Below are 15943 nucleotides of genomic sequence, written 5' to 3'. Positions count from 1 at the left end.
TGAAGAGAAAGGGGAATGGACATGTCTCAGGCAATCGAAACGGAAAAACTGACGCTCTCCTATGGAGATTCGATTATTATAAATGAATTAGATATACAAATTCCTAAAGGCGAGATCACTGTTTTTATCGGAGGAAATGGCTGCGGAAAATCGACCTTGCTGCGCTCGATCGCAAGACTGCTCAAGCCGAGGGACGGGTCAATCCTGCTTGAAGGCGAGTCTATCGCAAAATTGTCAACTAAGGAAGTTGCCCGTAAAATGGCCATCCTTCCCCAATCTCCCTCAGCGCCAGAAGGCTTGACGGTCCTGCAGCTTGTAAAACAGGGCAGGTATCCCTACCAGACCTGGCTGAAGCAATGGTCGGAAGAGGATGAAAAGAGTGTATACGATGCGTTAAAGGCAACAGGCATCGATCATCTCAAGGACCGTACAGTCGACTCGTTGTCCGGGGGACAGCGCCAGCGTGCCTGGATTGCGATGACCCTTGCCCAGGATACCGATATCATCCTGCTGGATGAACCGACAACCTATCTGGATATGACTCATCAAATTGAGATTCTTGATTTACTGTATGAATTGAATGAAAATGAAGGCCGGACGATTGTCATGGTTTTACATGACCTGAATCTTGCCTGCAGGTATGCACATAACATTGTGGCGATAAAGGACCAGAAGATTTTTGACCAGGGAAAGCCGGAAGTTGTCATTAACTGCGGTCTTGTAAAGTATGTCTTCGGAATGGATTGTGAAGTGACGATCGATCCGCTGTTCGGCACACCACTATGCATTCCGCATGGAAAAGGGCGCCGAATCCTTAGAGATAAAGTGGGAGCACCAACATGAGAACTGAACTAACCCAAATTGAAATAGATATTCTTGCGAACTATCGTTTCGTGGTTGCAGAACCTGAAAAGGATGTGCAGATTGATTTCCGGCCTTTCATAGAGGCAGCGACGATGGGCGTTTACTTGAAAAGGTTCAATGTAGGGCTAAAAGCTCCTGACCTTAAGACGGCAGCATCTGTTTTTATGAAAAGGCACGCTTTTCTAGCAGTCCTCTATTTGTATAGTATGAGTGCTTTTAACAAAAAGCTGGATGTATCACCGGAAAATATTATTCTTGCTGACGCCATTAAGGATGGACTTTGGCTGCCAGACTTTTATCTGAAAAATAAAACCGCCGAGGTGTGTCCGGCCGGGGAGCGTTTAGTGTGGCGAACGGAAGCAGTAAGGCATTTATTTGTGGATAATCTATTTCCAGTTATGGAGGCAATCTCGAAATCTGCGAAAATCTCAAAGTTGATTCTATGGGAAAATGTTGCTGTCTATATTTTCTGGCTCTATGAAAAAATCCTAAGCCAAACTGAGGACCATGAGGTGAAGGCGCGGGCGTCAGAAGACTTTTCTTTTCTCGTCAACCATGCTCCTGGAAAGCTGTTTGGACGCTATAATAACAATCCAATTGCAAGATATTATAGTGACCCTGTCTATCAGGAAGAGAGCGATTCCTATATCAGAATCCGAAAAACCTGCTGTTTCAGCTACTTGCTCAAAGAAAAAGGCAGTTACTGCAAAACCTGTCCGCGAACTTGCGGAATGTAAATGGAGAGTGTGGAAATGGACAAAAATTTTACAGAACAAATAAATGGATTGCTGGAAAAATACACAGAGCTTTTGGTTGGCGAAGGTTCCGCTGAGAATGTCGAGAAGGTAAAAACTTGGATAGTATACAGCCATATCGCCAAGTCGATGCCTCCTCTGGCTAAGCACTGGAATGCAGAATACCCGGAAGCCAAGGATCAAATCAAGAACGTGATCGCAGAAGTGAAAGAACTGAATGAGAAGAACCGCCAGAAATAAGAAAGGACCATCTCGAATGAGGTGGTTTTTTTGTATGGCAAGAATCCCTCTTATTTTGAGTTTAAGTACAGGTGCGACAGTAAAAAGGAGAAAGAAAGGGAGGGGTACGAATAGCAAATAAAAGAACCGAGCATGTTTTGCCCGGTTCAAAGAAGTTATTAATTATTATTGAAGCTGCTGGCCGCCATAAGGGAATTGGTTGGAGTATCCCTGGAATTGCTGGTATGACTGCTGCAATTTTTGCGCCTCAGCCGCTTCCACGCCGTACCAGCCTTTTTTGAACATAAGATTATAGATGCTGCGCTGTGCATTCGCTGTTTCTGTGTAGATGGCAAGTACATCCTGGTAGAGCTGGTCATGGCTTACTTCATTTAGTGCAGTATCATAACCTTGAGTCATGTATTTTTCAGTCGTTAAAATATCATTGATAAAATCACGGTCGTTCATCTGCGGTGTTTTTTGGATCTGTGTTTCTGGATTCTGGATTTTTTGCTGATTCTGGTTCTGGTTCATCCGCTTTTTCCTCCTGTCTAGTTCGATTATTGCATTCCAGGCGTTTGTGAGTATGCCTAGTTTTGCGGGCTGTTCAAGTGCGTAAGGATTTTCTGGTAGTGTTTCTGGTGCATTTGTCCGCACTTTTCGATTTCCATCTTCAGTTCCTGGTCCTGGCACTGCTCGGCAAAGAAATGTGCTTTTTTCATGGCAAGTAAATTCCATGAAAGCATATCAGTTAAATATAAAGAATCTTTAGTTGAAACTACTGAAGGCGGCGTCTGCATGATCCCTTGCTGCTGACCCTGAAAATTCATGTTTTGCTGCTGCATATTAGAACCTCCTGTTTTATGTTCATTCCTACGGATATTATCGTTCCCGGGCCGAAATAAAGTATGCAGGACATGATTCGTCAAAAAAGAACATTTTCCTACGAAAGTAATATTCAAAGCTAAAAAAAAGTGATAAAATGATTTTGCAAAATAGAAATAGATGAAGCAATTTTTTTAAAGGGTATTGTAATCGTTTTCATTAAGGGGAGGAAAAGCTATGGAACAATTAATGAGGAACTTCTTTCTTTTTCTATCGAAAAATAAATTCTTTACGAAGATGGCCAAACAATACGGCCTTCGTCTAGGGGCAAAACGCTTCGTTTCCGGCGAAACGGTCGAACAGTCGGTGGAGGTCATCAAAGAATTAAACAGCAAGAACCTTGCAGCAACCGTCGATTTCCTTGGCGAATTCGTCGACAATGAAAAAGAAGCGAATGAGAGAGCTGAAAGTTCAATTGCAATGATTAAAGCAATTGGCCGTGAAAAATTAAATTCCCAGATGAGCGTCAAGATGACTTCGCTTGGTTTTGATATTTCTGAAAAAGTTGTCATGAATAATATGCGCAGGATCATGGACACAGCCAAAGAAAACAATGTTTTTGTGACCATCGATATGGAGGACTACGAGCGATGCCAGAGGACTTTGGATATCTTCAAACAGCTCAAGTCTGAATATGACAACATTGGCACTGTCATCCAGGCTTATTTGTATAGGACTGAAAAAGATATTGAGGACCTGAATCAATATTCTCCTAACCTCCGCCTTGTGAAGGGAGCTTACAAAGAGTCACCTGAAGTAGCTTTCCCTGAAAAGAAGGATGTAGATGAGAACTTCAAGAAAATCATCAAGATGCATCTGCTGAACGGCAACTACACAGCTGTTGCCTCACACGATGACAATATCATCAACTTCACGAAGGAATTTGCGAAGGCAAATAATATCCCGAAAACCCAGTTCGAGTTCCAGATGCTGTTTGGAATCATGCCGGAAAGGCAGCTGCAGCTTGCCGAAGAAGGTTACACGATGCGTGTGTATGTCCCATTCGGAACTGACTGGTACGGCTATTTCATGCGCCGCCTTGCAGAACGCCCGGCAAACGTGGCATTTGTATTAAAAGGAATGCTGAAGAAATAAAACTTCAGGCTGACGATTGTCAGCCTGTTTTTTTTGGAAGATGCAAAACTCTACTTAGAAAATTATCCAGCTCCAGCGCCTAGCCTCTCGAGACGCTTCAGTCCTGCCAATGAAGTCAAAAAGCGACTTCACTGCCAGGCCCTCCGTGGCACATGATGTGCTAGACCCGCCAGCCACAGGACGTGGCGCTTTAGGCGGGCAGCGCTTGTCGAGGCTGACAGAGGCGCTTACGCTTTTATTTTTTATACTGGCTGTTCTGGCTATTTTGTTTTCTCTCGCCGCCCTGTCCCATTGATGGACCGGCATCTCCTTTAACACTTGCTGCGCTGACGCCAGCTTTGGACGGATTCTTTTTCATTCTTGCCATCATCATTACCTCCGTGTTTTTAAAAAGATAAGAGTAACGCTTTTTTATGGTGCCCAAGTCTGCTGAAATAAGCATTAGGATTAAAGATTCAAAAAATTTTCTTTTTTCCGCACCTTATTATTGCGGAAATTTTTGAAATATTTTATAGTAGTAATTAACAGAGCTCATTTATATGCATATTTTTTTTGTTGCAAAAATGAATGAGTATTCATTCAAAAAGAGTCAAAGGGGGAGACAAATTTGATGCGACAAATTCAAAAGGCAGCGGTGCTTGGTTCAGGTGTCATGGGATCAGGGATTGCCGCACATCTGGCAAACATCGGAATCCCGACATTGCTGCTTGATATTGTACCTCGGGAATTAACGGAACAGGAAGAAGCGAAAGGCCTGACACTTGAAGATAAGCAGGTGCGAAACCGAATCAGTGCAGGAGCACTGCAGAAGTTATTGAAGCAAAAACCAGCACCTTTGGCCTCCAAAAAGAATCTTGCTCTGATTGAAGCGGGCAACTTCGAAGATGATATGGAAAAGCTCAAGGATGTAGACTGGGTAATCGAAGTAGTAGTTGAAAACCTTGATATAAAAAAGAAAGTTTTTACGGATGTAGATAAATACCGCAAGCAGGGGAGCATCATTAGCTCGAATACTTCAGGAATCTCAGTCGAAGCAATGGCTGAAGGACGTTCAGAAGATTTCAGGAAGCATTTCCTTGGCACGCACTTCTTCAACCCGCCGCGCTACCTGAAGCTGCTTGAGGTCATTCCTACTCAAGATACAGACCCTGAAGTTCTTTCATTCATAAAGAAGTTCGGTGAAGACCAGCTCGGAAAAGGCGTCGTTGAAGCAAAGGACACACCAAACTTCATCGCCAACCGAATCGGCACTTACGGATTACTCGTGACAGTAAGAGAAATGGTGAAGGGCGGATACAGTGTAGGCGAAGTTGACTCCGTAACTGGCCCAATGATCGGCCGTCCTAAGAGCGCAACATTCCGCACGCTGGATGTAGTTGGTCTCGATACCTTCGCACATGTTGCAAAGAACGTGTATGACCAGGTAGAAGGGGAAGAAAAGGAAGTCTTTGAAGTACCTGAGTTCATGAAGAAGATGCTTGAGAACGGCTGGCTTGGCAGCAAGTCAGGTCAAGGGTTCTTCCTGAAGCAAGGCAAGGAAATCCTTGAACTTGATCCGCAGACTTTGGAATACGGACCACGTAAAAAACTGAAAACAGCGTCTACTGAAATGGCGAAGCAGGAAAAAGGCCTTGCCAATAAAATGAAAGCGCTTGTTTATGGTAAGGACCGTGCCAGTGAGCTTTTATGGAATATTTTCAGCCCAGTGCTAATTTACTCAGCTGATTTGCTTGGCACAATTGCTGATGATATCGTCGCAGTAGACCGTGCGATGAAGTGGGGATTCGGCTGGGAAATGGGACCTTTCGAAGCATGGGATGCACTAGGAGTCGAAAAAGCCATCAGCAAAATGGAGTCAGAAGGCAAGACTGTTCCTGCATGGGTAAAAGAAATGGTCCAAAAAGGCTTCACTTCTTTCTACAAAGAAGAAGATGGCCGACTGAGCTATTTCCACAATGGTGAATACGTGGCTGTAGAAGAAAATCCAAAAGTAATCAACCTGAAGCTTCTGAAAAAGCAAAAGGGTGTCATTAAAAAGAATGGCGGCGCAAGCCTGATCGATCTTGGCGATGGAATCGCATTGCTGGAGTTCCACTCGCACAGCAACTCAATCGGACCAGACATCCTTCAGATGATCAACTTCGCGATTGATGAAGTCGAGAAGAACTATAAGGGTCTTGTCATCGGCAACCAGGGCAAAAACTTCTCAGTTGGTGCGAACCTGGCGATGATCCTGATGGAAGCGCAGGACGATAACATCTGGGATCTTGATATGGTCGTACGCCAGTTCCAGCAGACTACAATGAAAATCAAATACTCCTCAAAGCCAGTTGTAGCTGCTCCATTTGGAATGACGCTTGGCGGAGGCGCCGAAATGTGCTTGCCGGCGGCTCATATCCAGGCTTCCATGGAAACGTATATGGGACTGGTTGAAGCAGGTGTAGGCCTGATTCCTGGCGGCGGCGGAAACAAGGAGCTTTACATCAAGCATCTTGAAGGCCTGCCAAAAGGCGTCGAATTTGACCTTCAAAAGGTTGCGAATAAAGTCTTTGAAACCATCGCGATGGCGAAAGTCTCCACTTCAGGAGAAGAAGCCCGTGAAAATAACTTCCTGAATGAAGCAGATGGCATCAGCGTCAACAGCGATCACTTGTTATATGATGCAAAACAGGCTGCATTGAATTTATATGAAAGCGGTTATAAGGCGCCAGTGAGAAAGAAAATTCCTGTAACTGGCGAACCGGGATATGCCACCCTGCTGCTTGGCGCTCAAACAATGCAGCTATCCGGTTACATTTCCGAGCATGACTTGAAAATCGCGAAGAAGCTTGCGTATGTCATTGCCGGCGGAAAAGTGCCATACGGAACCGAAGTAGATGAGCAATACTTGCTCGACCTTGAAAGAGAAGCGTTCCTAAGCCTTGTGGCAGAACCGAAATCACAGCAGCGCATGCAGCATATGCTCGTAAAAGGCAAGCCGTTGCGCAACTAATAGATTGATAGTTTTAAAGTGAATATACAATTAACATCAGAGGAAAGAGAGGGAATGAGATGAGAGAAGCGGTAATCGTAGCCGGAGCCAGGACACCGGTCGGAAAAGCAAAAAAAGGAACTCTTGCCAATGTCCGCCCTGATGATCTTGGAGCTCTTGTAGTAAGAGAAACTCTAAAGCGAGCAGGCAATTATGAAGGGAATATTGATGATTTAATCATCGGCTGTGCAATGCCAGAAGCAGAGCAGGGCTTGAATATGGCGCGAAATATTGGTGCACTGGCAGGTCTGTCACATGAAGTGCCGGCGATCACAATCAACCGTTATTGTTCTTCAGGACTGCAGGCGATTGCGAATGCATCTGAAAGAATCATGCTTGGGCATGCGGACACAATCATCGCCGGAGGTGCGGAATCAATGAGCCTGGTGCCGATGATGGGCCATGTCGTCCGCCCGAATTCGAAATTGGCTGAAACAGCTCCGCAGTATTATATGGGAATGGGCCATACAGCTGAGGAAGTAGCCAAGAAGTACGGCATTTCCCGCGAAGAGCAGGATGCTTTTGCAGTAAGAAGCCATCAGCGCGCGGCAAAAGCAATTCAGGAAGGCAAATTCGAGGATGAAATCGTTCCTGTCGATGTAACCCTCCGTACAGTAGGAAAAGACAATAAGCTTGTTGAAAAAACAATCCAATTCAAACAGGATGAGGGTGTACGTCCCGACACGAACTTGGAAACACTTGCGAAACTGCGCCCAGCCTTCAATATTAAAGGCACAGTAACTGCAGGGAACTCCTCACAGACTAGTGACGGAGCAGCAGCTGTAATGGTCATGGACCGCGAAAAGGCTGAATCTCTTGGATTGAAGCCACTCGCTAAATTCAGGTCATTCGCACTTGGCGGAGTACCGCCTGAAATCATGGGAATCGGCCCGGTTGTAGCGATTCCTAAAGCATTGAAGCTTGCTGGACTGCAGGTGTCCGATATTGGTGTATTCGAACTGAACGAAGCATTCGCTTCACAATCGATACAGGTTATCCGTGAGCTGGGCCTTGATGAAGATAAGGTCAACGTGAACGGCGGAGCGATCGCATTGGGCCACCCGCTGGGAACAACTGGCGCGAAGCTGACTTTGACAGTGATCCATGAAATGAAACGCAGAAATGAGCAGTTCGGTGTCGTCACAATGTGTATCGGCGGCGGCATGGGCGCAGCTGGAGTCTTTGAACTACTATAAAACAATATATATGGAGGGGCCACAGCCTCTCCCCAAAATAGATAGGAGGAACAATAAATGGGTAACCAAACAGAAAAGCTTGTAAAAGGCGGAAGCTTCTTAATCGAGGATGTAACATATGACCATGTTTTCACTCCAGAAGATTATACAGATGAGCACAAAATGATCGCAAAAACAACTGAGGATTTCGTCACGAACGAAGTATTGCCTCAGGTTGAATATATCGAGCAGCACGAGTTTGACCGTACTGTGAAACTATTGAAGGAAGCTGGAGAGCTTGGCCTTCTTGGAGCAGACGTTCCAGAAGAATACGGCGGATTGAGCCTGGATAAAATCAGCTCAGCTTTGATTGCTGAGAAAATGGCCGTTGCAGGTGGATTCTCAATCTCCCACGGTGCACACGTAGGAATCGGTTCATTGCCAATCGTCCTTTTCGGTAATGAAGAGCAAAAGCAAAAATACCTTCCTCCATTGGCAACTGGCGAAAAGCTTGCAGCCTACGCACTTACTGAGCCTGGTTCAGGTTCAGACGCACTTGGTGCGAAGACAACAGCTAAGCTGAACGCTGAAGGCACTCACTATGTGCTTAACGGTGAAAAGCAATGGATCACTAACGCAGGCTTTGCCGATGTATTCGTTGTTTATGCAAAGATCGATGGCGAACAATTCACAGCCTTCATCGTTGAAAGAGAATACCCAGGCGTATCAGTAGGAGCAGAAGAAAAGAAAATGGGGATCAAGAGTTCTTCTACACGTACATTGATTCTTGAAGATGCTCAGGTACCTGTGGAAAACCTTCTTGGTGAAGCAGGAAAAGGCCACCTAATCGCCTTCAATATCCTGAACATCGGACGTTATAAGTTGGGAGTAGGCGCAACTGGCGGAGCGAAGCAGGCATTCGGTCTGACTGTTAAGTATGCTAATCAGCGTCAGCAGTTCAAGACACCTATTTCCCAATTTAACCTGACAAAAGAGAAGCTTGTGACTATGGCTTCAAAAATCTATGCAACTGAGAGCTCTGTATACCGTACAGTAGGCTTGTTCGAAGAAAGAATGAACCAGTTGTCTGAAGATGAAATCAATAACGGGAAAGCAGTAGCTGACTCGATTGCCGAGTACGCGATCGAGTGCTCAATGAACAAAGTATTCGCTACAGAAACTCTCGACTATGTTGTTGATGAAGGTGTTCAAATCCACGGTGGATACGGCTTCATGCAGGAGTATGAAATCGAAAGAGCTTACCGTGATTCAAGAATCAACCGTATTTTCGAAGGAACGAACGAAATCAACCGCCTGCTGGTACCGGGAACATTCCTACGTAAGGCAATGAAGGGCGAGCTTCCGTTATTGCAAAAAGCACAGCAACTTCAGGAAGAACTGATGATGCTTATGCCTGAAGAGCCAGGCGATGAGCCGCTGGCACAGGAAAAATACCTTGTGAAAAACGCGAAGAAAATCGGCTTGCTTGCAGCTGGCCTGGCTGCTCAGAAGTTCGGCAAAGCATTGGAAAAAGAGCAGGAAATCCTCGTTAATATCGCGGATATCATCTCAAATGCTTATTCAATGGAATCTGCTGTTCTCCGTACCGAGAAAGCAATCGCAAAAGACGGAGTGGAGAAGAGCAAGCAAAAGCTTCTTTACACACAAATCTTCTGCCAGGAAGCATTCAATGAAATCGAGTGTGACGCGAAAGAAACTCTTGTTGCAACAGAAGAGGGAGATGCGCTTCGCATGCTGACTTCCGCATTGCGCAAGTTCACAAGACACACTCCAATCAACGTGATCGCGAAAAAGCGTGAAGCATCTGAAAAGCTGATCGAAGCAGAGCGTTTCATCGTTTAATTCATAAGAACTTTGAACACTTCTCCTGTTTTCGGGAGAAGTGTTTTCACTTTTTATGATCTGCCATGTTAATACATGCAGGAATTTTGCGAATTATGTTGAATAAAGTAATGGATGCCGAAAATATCGGGGGAAATTAAACACGGAATGTTAGTATTTTTCCGCCCTATTATGTTACTATCCGATTAGAGGGTTTCATTAATGGGATACTAGCAAAGGGTGGTGAAAAATATGGCAAAGACATTTTATTGGTACCCTAAATGCGGTACATGCAGGAACGCCAAAAAATGGTTGGACCAGCATGAAGTAAACTATAATGAAGTACATATTGTCGAAAATCCACCTTCCCAAAACCAGCTTGAAGAAATGCTGGACAAAAGTGGCCTCGATATTAAGAAATTTTTCAATACGAGTGGCCAGAAGTACCGGGAACTGGGGATGAAAGACAAAATTAAGACAGCATCCAAAAGTGAGCTGCTGGAACTGCTTGCATCTGAGGGCATGCTCATCAAACGCCCGCTGATGACAGACGGGGAAAAAGTAACTATAGGCTTCAAAGAGGATGAATTTGAAAAAGCCTGGCTGTAATTTTGGTCCCATCGATATTAATCGATAGAGATATACAATTGGAGGGATAGTCAATGAATGCACCGAAAGAGTTGCGTTATTCTGAAGAACACGAATGGGTAAAAGTTGAAGGAGAAAAAGTTACCATCGGTATCACGGACTTCGCTCAATCCGAACTTGGCGACATCGTATTCGTCGAACTGCCAGAAGTAGGCGACGAAATCACTGTTGACCAGCCATTCGGAAGTGTAGAATCCGTAAAAACGGTATCAGAGCTTTATGCACCAGTAAGCGGCAAAGTAGTGGAAATCAACGAAGAGTTAAATGACAGCCCTGAATTTGTTAACGAATCTCCATACGAAAAAGCATGGATGATCACTGTCGAGCTATCTGACAACAGCGAAGTTGAAAAGCTTATGACTGCTGAGCAATACGAAGACATGATCAAAGAATAAATCTAACTGACGCCTTGATGCTTTCAAGGCGTTTTCTATTGAGAAATAATTTATTCTCAAAATTTCACCCCGAAAATTGTCTAGCTCCAGCGCCTAGCCCCTCGAGACGTTTCGGTCCGCCCAATGAAGTCAAAGAGCGACTTCAGTGGTCGGCCTCCAACGCTTGTCGGGGCTGAACAAGGCGCATCCGCTTTTCTGATAAACTCCTTCATTTTACCATCAATTCATTCCCTGAATTCGGACAAGCTAAAAGTAATCAACTATCAAAGAAGGGTGAAAATCATGACACTGAACAAACAAAAACTCGATATAACGGACAGAGTGACAGGAAAGCTTGAAAACGGACAGGTGCAGCTTTACTTGGAAAACGAACACATTGGATCTATAGAGCTTCCAGAAGGAATGCAGATGAAATTGGAGCATCACTTTGAGGCTGAACAGAATAAGATTTACCAGCATGTATCAGTGCCGGATCAATCAGAACCTCGGTATACTGATTGTGATGAAGGCGGCTGGTGTTAAAAAAGGAACAGCGGCCAGCATGGCCGCTGTTTTATTTAGCTGTCATCTGTTAAAGAAAGGAATAAAATCAGGGTGCGGCACATAGAATTCCTTTTACTACCCTTTGAAGTTAATATTGGACTAAATCTTTGCAATCTCCCAAAGAAACAGTAACAATAGATTTATACAAGTTAACAGCACAATTTATTTAAGAATGTTTATAATGTTGTAAAGTAATTATTTTCTGGTGCATAGGTGGTTATGACGATGGACGAAAATCACAAGGTGATCATAGTAGAGGGTTCGTCAGACAAAAAGAAAGTGCAAGCCGTGCTAAATGAACCGGTCGAAATAATTTGTACGAATGGGACTATTGGTGTTTCAAAGCTTGATGAATTGATTGATTCCCTTTTTGATAAGGATGTATATATCCTCGTGGATGCGGATGCTTCAGGGGAAAAATTGAGAAAGCAATTTAAGAGGGAATTTCCTGAGGCGAACCATTTGTACATTGACAGAATGTACAGGGAAGTGGCGACAGCACCGGAAAATCACCTCGCTACAGTTTTAATCGGAGCAAATATCGACGTTCATGCAGAGTACTTAGAAAAAGGATGACTGTAGATGGAAGAATGGACTAAGGGAGAGATCGAAACCTTCCTGGAGGAAAAACGAACAGGTTACCTATACTTTTACACGCCGATGTGCGGAACATGCCAGGTCGCAAGTAAGATGCTGACGGTTATAGAGCAGCTGCTACCTGATGTGTCTTCAGGGAAAGCCGACTTAAATTACCTGCCTGAAATGGCGGAGCGTTTTGAAATTGAAAGTGTGCCATGTCTGATTTTATTAAAGGAAGGAGAGGAGCAGGAGAAAATCTATGCTTTTCAGTCCGTTCCTTATCTTTTCGAAAAACTTAAAGCTTTAAAAGTTTAAAACAAACGGCTAAGCCGTTTGTTTTTTTTACTTGGATTCAATATAAATCGGACAGGAAAAAAGATTTACATATCGTTCCAAAAAGATTATATTTAGGTTATCGAAATAATTGAGAGGCGCAGTAAAATGACTCTATACCACGAATGGGCGGCACAAATTAAAACCTATAATCAAAACATACGACTTACCTTCGTTGCGAATATTTTGACGCAGGTTGGCCTTGGGATTTTCATGGTTATCTATAACTTTTACATCAGGGAATTAGGCTATAATGAGCTTGTAAACGGAAAGGTCATTGCCATGACCTCGCTGGCAACTGCTCTCATTCTTATTCCGGCAGGTATTTTAAGTGATAAAGCAGGCAGGAAAAAACTGATGCTGTATGGAGCGGTTGGAACAGCGTTGATCTTATTCACCCGGAGCATTGTTGAGAGTCAGTCACTATTAATTCTTTTTGCGTTCGGAACAGGTCTCGCTTCAGCATTTATCCAGGTGTCGATTATTCCTTGGCTAGCTGAGAATTCCAAGCCTGAACAGCGTGTGCATTTATTCAGTATTCATTTTGCGGTGATGACAGGTGCGAATGTAATAGGAAGTCTTTTGGGCGGGATTCTCACAGACCTATTCGGAATGATGGTCCCTGGCATTGAAAGTATCAGATATACATTGATCATTGGATCGCTTCTGTTCATGGCAGCTCTGATACCGATTATGAAGCTGAATGAAACCCGGCAACCGCGCATATCGGCTAGCGATACAAATGAAAAAACAAAAGGAATTCCCCACAAAGCCAGTGTCAAAATCATTCTGCTGTTTGCGGTTGCGCAATTGATGATAGGCTTTGGAGCCGGATTGGTCATTCCATATTTGAACCTTTATTTTGCCGATCGGTTCATGGCTTCCAATTCATTGATTGGCTTGGTTATTTCACTAGGACAAGGAGCTACAGCTGTTGCGATGATCATCGGCCCAATGGTGGTTCGCAGACTTGGTGAAGTGAAAGCGGTTGTTATATTGCAGATGCTGTCCTTGCCGTTTCTTCTGCTGACAGCATACACACAGAATTTTTGGCTCGCTGCTCTTGGATTTTTATTCCGGCAGGCACTAATGAATGCCGGCAATCCAATCCAGATGTCATTAATGATGTCGAAGGTTGATGATTCCATGAAAGGTTTAGCCAACTCTGTGAATCAAATGGTGTTTAATCTTGGATGGGCCGTTATGGGTCCCATTTCAACTGGAATCGTCTTAAAATATGGTTCATATTGGGGATATGCAACTGTATTCACCATCACTGCTGGTCTTTACTTAGTAGGATCCACGTATTTCTTCGTTGTTTTCAAAAGTATGGATAAGCCAAAATCCGTCATGGTGAAGACAAAACCAGCTTGATTACTGTATTTCTTTGGATATATTTCTCGGGAAATGAAAGACAATGCCGAAATATCATGCGGCATTGTCTTTTTTTACGTTATTCACAATGTAAATTCTAGTTTAATCAAATTATTTGTCGAAGGGTTTTTACAGGTTTTTCCCTGGATTACAAGGAATATGTATTTTAAGGGAGATGATCGGAATGCGGGAACGCATCGCCAGGTTTGCGAATGAAATCCAGAATAAGAAGCATATTCTTCAACTAGTAAATAAACTGGAATTATGCTTAAAAATTGAAGCGGAGAGTGGTACATTCTACTTGTCTTTCAAGGATGGCAAGGTGGCTTGCCAGGAAACCTGCATGCATGCCAGATACACTGCAACGATTTCTGGAAAGGATGCGCTTTTGGATCAATTATTTAATGGAGATCTGAAACTGCGTCAGTTAGTAAAAATGAATTATTTCACAACTGATTGTTCTTTTCGCTCCCAATTGGTTCTGGAATCATTATTTTATCTTGCGAGACCACTTCCTGTATAAAATTTTATCTGAATAATCGAAATATATTGACCGATATATTGCGACGTGATATTATCACTTTAACGCAGTAAAAACGAATTGAATACTCTTATCCAGAGAGGCGGAGGGACTGGCCCTATGAAGCCCGGCAACCGGTTGTGAAAACACGGTGCTAATTCCAGCAGAGTTTTTTGCTCTGAAAGATAAGGAGAGATGATAAATGACCCTCTTCTTAGGAAGAGGGTTTTTTGTTTCATTTTTTCCGGAAAAATATACTGATTGGAGAGATGGAGATGGCTAATGAGAAAAAGAATTACCGAATCGAAACGCTAGGGGTACATGGTGGTCAGTCACCTGACCCAGTGACCGGAGCGAGGGCAGTTCCTATTTATTCAAGCAATGCGTTTCAATTTGAAAACACAGAACATGCAGCAGATTTATTTGCGCTTAAGGAAGCGGGCTACATTTACTCACGGATACATAATCCGACAGTTACTGCCCTGGAAGAAAAAGTGGCTCTTCTTGAGGGAGGTATAGGCGCTCTTGCGTTATCGAGCGGGATGTCTGCCATCACGATGGCGATCCTGAATATTGCGCATGCGGGTGATGAAATTGTTGCTGCATCCAATCTATATGGAGGTACTTACAATCTATTTGCTGTAACCCTTCCAAAGTATGGAATAAAAGTTCATCTAGTGGATCCAGCTGATCCTGCAAATTTTAGAAAGGCGATCACTCCGAAAACAAAAGCAGTCTACGCAGAAACAATCGGTAATCCAAGTCTCAGAGTATTGGACATTGAAGCTGTAGCTGAAGTTGCCCATGAAGCAGGTCTTCCGCTAATCATCGATAATACATTTGCTACCCCATATCTTTGCCGGCCAATTGAACATGGCGCGGACATCGTTGTTCACTCAGCGACCAAGTGGCTCTTAGGAAATGGTACAGTCATGGGCGGAATCATTGTGGATGGAGGAAAGTTCGATTGGAAGTCGCCTAAATTCCCGGGCTTCAATGAGCCGGACTCCAGCTACCATGATCTTGTCTATAGTGAGGCAATCGGAGCTGCCGCATTTATCGTAAAGGCAAGAGTCCAGCTGCTGCGAGACCTTGGACCGGCGATCAGTCCTCAGAGTGCATTCCAATTCAATCTTGGGATAGAGACTTTACATGTTAGGATGAAGGAACATGTTGCTAATACACGTAAAGTCGTAGAATACCTTGAATCGCATCCTGCTGTTACATGGGTCAGCTATCCTGGCCATGAATCTCATCCTGATAAAGAACTCGCAGATCGATATCTTCCAAAGGGAGCAGGGGCAGTTGTTATTTTTGGGATTGAAGGTGGCAGGGAAGCCGGTGCAAAGCTGATTAACTCATTAGAACTATGGTCCCATGTTGCGAATGTCGGTGACGCGAAGAGCCTGATCATCCATCCTGCAAGTACAACACACCAGCAGCTGGATTCAGACGGTCTTAAAGCAGCGGGAGTTCCTGAAGATTTAATCCGCCTTTCTGTCGGTATTGAAAATGTCGAGGATATCATCGAGGATCTGGAGCAGGCAATTGAAAAGGCGACTGGAGTGCCAGGAATACCGGCTAGAGCTTAATATCCATAAACTCCCATAAAGTATTTGAAAATAATTTTATTGACACTCTTTTTTACTCCGTGCTACAATCACACTCGTAACTTAAAACCGGTT

General features: G+C 43.9%; 19 protein-coding genes and 1 riboswitch. Of the genes, 15 read left to right on the top strand and 4 right to left on the bottom strand.

Annotated elements, in window-relative coordinates:
* Positions 1 to 15: 15 nt before the first annotated feature.
* From J7E32_RS09155 to J7E32_RS09145, 3 genes are read left to right on the top strand one after another with little or no spacing between them, the layout of a single operon-like run.
* A complete protein-coding gene (locus J7E32_RS09155; protein WP_214906620.1) occupies positions 16 to 843 on the top strand; it encodes an ABC transporter ATP-binding protein in 828 nt (275 codons plus the stop codon).
* Positions 840 to 1601, top strand: coding sequence for an IucA/IucC family C-terminal-domain containing protein (locus J7E32_RS09150; RefSeq protein ID WP_214906619.1), 762 nt, complete (start codon positions 840 to 842; stop codon positions 1599 to 1601). The genes J7E32_RS09155 and J7E32_RS09150 overlap by 4 nt, the downstream gene beginning before the upstream one ends.
* 15 nt (positions 1602 to 1616) lie before the next feature.
* Entirely contained in the window at positions 1617 to 1859 is a 243-nt protein-coding gene (locus J7E32_RS09145; protein ID WP_214906618.1) for a YusU family protein, read from the top strand.
* Positions 1860 to 2024: 165 nt separating this feature from the next.
* On the opposite strand, the gene J7E32_RS09140 is transcribed toward J7E32_RS09145, so the two are convergent.
* Positions 2025 to 2372, bottom strand: coding sequence for a spore coat protein (locus J7E32_RS09140; RefSeq protein ID WP_214906617.1), 348 nt, complete (start codon positions 2370 to 2372; stop codon positions 2025 to 2027).
* A 56-nt stretch (positions 2373 to 2428) separates the two neighbouring features.
* Positions 2429 to 2683: a hypothetical protein gene (locus J7E32_RS09135; protein ID WP_214906616.1), complete on the bottom strand. Its 255-nt coding sequence runs from the start codon at positions 2681 to 2683 to the stop codon at positions 2429 to 2431.
* 217 nt (positions 2684 to 2900) lie between these two features.
* Here J7E32_RS09135 and J7E32_RS09130 point away from each other — a divergent pair, with 217 nt between their 5' ends.
* Positions 2901 to 3818 carry a proline dehydrogenase family protein gene (locus J7E32_RS09130; protein ID WP_214906615.1) on the top strand — a complete coding sequence of 306 codons (918 nt, stop codon included), beginning with the start codon at positions 2901 to 2903 and terminating at the stop codon, positions 3816 to 3818.
* A 235-nt stretch (positions 3819 to 4053) separates the two neighbouring features.
* Here the strand turns inward: J7E32_RS09130 and J7E32_RS09125 are convergent, their stop codons facing one another.
* The gene (locus J7E32_RS09125) at positions 4054 to 4185 is read right to left on the bottom strand and encodes a YuzL family protein (RefSeq protein WP_213370695.1); all 132 of its coding nucleotides are present in this window, start codon (positions 4183 to 4185) and stop codon (positions 4054 to 4056) included.
* 240 nt (positions 4186 to 4425) lie between these two features.
* Here J7E32_RS09125 and J7E32_RS09120 point away from each other — a divergent pair, with 240 nt between their 5' ends.
* The 5 genes from J7E32_RS09120 to gcvH all read left to right on the top strand — a co-directional run bounded on the left by J7E32_RS09120 (position 4426) and on the right by gcvH (position 10909).
* Positions 4426 to 6810: a 3-hydroxyacyl-CoA dehydrogenase/enoyl-CoA hydratase family protein gene (locus tag J7E32_RS09120; RefSeq protein ID WP_214906614.1), complete on the top strand. Its 2385-nt coding sequence runs from the start codon at positions 4426 to 4428 to the stop codon at positions 6808 to 6810.
* 59 nt (positions 6811 to 6869) lie between these two features.
* Positions 6870 to 8045 carry an acetyl-CoA C-acetyltransferase gene (locus J7E32_RS09115; RefSeq protein WP_214906613.1) on the top strand — a complete coding sequence of 392 codons (1176 nt, stop codon included), beginning with the start codon at positions 6870 to 6872 and terminating at the stop codon, positions 8043 to 8045.
* Between the two features lie 57 nt (positions 8046 to 8102).
* On the top strand, positions 8103 to 9887 hold the full coding sequence (locus J7E32_RS09110; RefSeq protein WP_214906611.1) for an acyl-CoA dehydrogenase family protein: 1785 nt from the start codon (positions 8103 to 8105) through the stop codon (positions 9885 to 9887).
* A gap of 231 nt (positions 9888 to 10118) precedes the next feature.
* On the top strand, positions 10119 to 10475 hold the full coding sequence (locus J7E32_RS09105; RefSeq protein WP_214906608.1) for an arsenate reductase family protein: 357 nt from the start codon (positions 10119 to 10121) through the stop codon (positions 10473 to 10475).
* 53 nt (positions 10476 to 10528) lie between these two features.
* Entirely contained in the window at positions 10529 to 10909 is a 381-nt protein-coding gene (gene gcvH / locus J7E32_RS09100) for a glycine cleavage system protein GcvH (protein WP_214906606.1), read from the top strand.
* An 80-nt stretch (positions 10910 to 10989) separates the two neighbouring features.
* Here gcvH and J7E32_RS22840 read toward each other — a convergent pair whose 3' ends face one another.
* Positions 10990 to 11121 (bottom strand): hypothetical protein, encoded by a 132-nt coding sequence (locus J7E32_RS22840; protein WP_286182935.1) that lies wholly within the window; start codon positions 11119 to 11121, stop codon positions 10990 to 10992.
* A 70-nt stretch (positions 11122 to 11191) separates the two neighbouring features.
* On the opposite strand from J7E32_RS22840, the gene J7E32_RS09095 reads away from it, so the two are divergent.
* The 6 genes from J7E32_RS09095 (at position 11192) to J7E32_RS09070 (ending at position 15850) form a co-directional block, all read left to right on the top strand.
* Complete coding sequence (locus J7E32_RS09095) at positions 11192 to 11431, top strand: YusG family protein (RefSeq protein ID WP_102264234.1); 240 nt, start codon at positions 11192 to 11194, stop codon at positions 11429 to 11431.
* Positions 11432 to 11671: 240 nt separating this feature from the next.
* Positions 11672 to 12028: a toprim domain-containing protein gene (locus tag J7E32_RS09090; protein WP_192470121.1), complete on the top strand. Its 357-nt coding sequence runs from the start codon at positions 11672 to 11674 to the stop codon at positions 12026 to 12028.
* Between the two features lie 6 nt (positions 12029 to 12034).
* Positions 12035 to 12346: a thioredoxin family protein gene (locus J7E32_RS09085; protein ID WP_214906604.1), complete on the top strand. Its 312-nt coding sequence runs from the start codon at positions 12035 to 12037 to the stop codon at positions 12344 to 12346.
* A 126-nt stretch (positions 12347 to 12472) separates the two neighbouring features.
* Positions 12473 to 13738: an MFS transporter gene (locus J7E32_RS09080; RefSeq protein ID WP_214906602.1), complete on the top strand. Its 1266-nt coding sequence runs from the start codon at positions 12473 to 12475 to the stop codon at positions 13736 to 13738.
* Positions 13739 to 13922: 184 nt separating this feature from the next.
* A complete protein-coding gene (locus J7E32_RS09075) occupies positions 13923 to 14261 on the top strand; it encodes an SCP2 sterol-binding domain-containing protein (protein ID WP_214906600.1) in 339 nt (112 codons plus the stop codon).
* Positions 14262 to 14346: 85 nt separating this feature from the next.
* A riboswitch (SAM riboswitch) is annotated at positions 14347 to 14450 on the top strand.
* An 83-nt stretch (positions 14451 to 14533) separates the two neighbouring features.
* On the top strand, positions 14534 to 15850 hold the full coding sequence (locus J7E32_RS09070; RefSeq protein ID WP_214906598.1) for an O-acetylhomoserine aminocarboxypropyltransferase/cysteine synthase family protein: 1317 nt from the start codon (positions 14534 to 14536) through the stop codon (positions 15848 to 15850).
* The last annotated feature ends 93 nt before the right edge of the window (positions 15851 to 15943 follow it).

Origin of the sequence: Bacillus sp. ISL-55 (genome assembly GCF_018613155.1) — a bacterium.
Classification (GTDB): Bacteria; Bacillota; Bacilli; order Bacillales; family Cytobacillaceae; genus Mesobacillus.
The sequence above is the reverse complement of the archived record's forward strand: the minus strand, read 5'-3'. Positions and strand labels throughout refer to the sequence as shown.

Coding starts and splice junctions, on each gene's coding strand:
- J7E32_RS09075 (WP_214906600.1), top strand. CDS start 13,923: ATGCGGGAACGCATCGCCAGGTTTGCGAATGAAATCCAGAATAAGAAG.
- J7E32_RS09080 (WP_214906602.1), top strand. CDS start 12,473: ATGACTCTATACCACGAATGGGCGGCACAAATTAAAACCTATAATCAA.
- gcvH (WP_214906606.1), top strand. CDS start 10,529: ATGAATGCACCGAAAGAGTTGCGTTATTCTGAAGAACACGAATGGGTA.
- J7E32_RS09130 (WP_214906615.1), top strand. CDS start 2,901: ATGGAACAATTAATGAGGAACTTCTTTCTTTTTCTATCGAAAAATAAA.
- J7E32_RS09095 (WP_102264234.1), top strand. CDS start 11,192: ATGACACTGAACAAACAAAAACTCGATATAACGGACAGAGTGACAGGA.
- J7E32_RS09140 (WP_214906617.1), bottom strand. CDS start 2,372: ATGAACCAGAACCAGAATCAGCAAAAAATCCAGAATCCAGAAACACAG.
- J7E32_RS09155 (WP_214906620.1), top strand. CDS start 16: ATGGACATGTCTCAGGCAATCGAAACGGAAAAACTGACGCTCTCCTAT.
- J7E32_RS09145 (WP_214906618.1), top strand. CDS start 1,617: ATGGACAAAAATTTTACAGAACAAATAAATGGATTGCTGGAAAAATAC.
- J7E32_RS09150 (WP_214906619.1), top strand. CDS start 840: ATGAGAACTGAACTAACCCAAATTGAAATAGATATTCTTGCGAACTAT.
- J7E32_RS09105 (WP_214906608.1), top strand. CDS start 10,119: ATGGCAAAGACATTTTATTGGTACCCTAAATGCGGTACATGCAGGAAC.
- J7E32_RS09110 (WP_214906611.1), top strand. CDS start 8,103: ATGGGTAACCAAACAGAAAAGCTTGTAAAAGGCGGAAGCTTCTTAATC.
- J7E32_RS09090 (WP_192470121.1), top strand. CDS start 11,672: ATGACGATGGACGAAAATCACAAGGTGATCATAGTAGAGGGTTCGTCA.
- J7E32_RS22840 (WP_286182935.1), bottom strand. CDS start 11,121: ATGAAGGAGTTTATCAGAAAAGCGGATGCGCCTTGTTCAGCCCCGACA.
- J7E32_RS09125 (WP_213370695.1), bottom strand. CDS start 4,185: ATGGCAAGAATGAAAAAGAATCCGTCCAAAGCTGGCGTCAGCGCAGCA.
- J7E32_RS09135 (WP_214906616.1), bottom strand. CDS start 2,683: ATGCAGCAGCAAAACATGAATTTTCAGGGTCAGCAGCAAGGGATCATG.
- J7E32_RS09115 (WP_214906613.1), top strand. CDS start 6,870: ATGAGAGAAGCGGTAATCGTAGCCGGAGCCAGGACACCGGTCGGAAAA.
- J7E32_RS09085 (WP_214906604.1), top strand. CDS start 12,035: ATGGAAGAATGGACTAAGGGAGAGATCGAAACCTTCCTGGAGGAAAAA.
- J7E32_RS09070 (WP_214906598.1), top strand. CDS start 14,534: ATGGCTAATGAGAAAAAGAATTACCGAATCGAAACGCTAGGGGTACAT.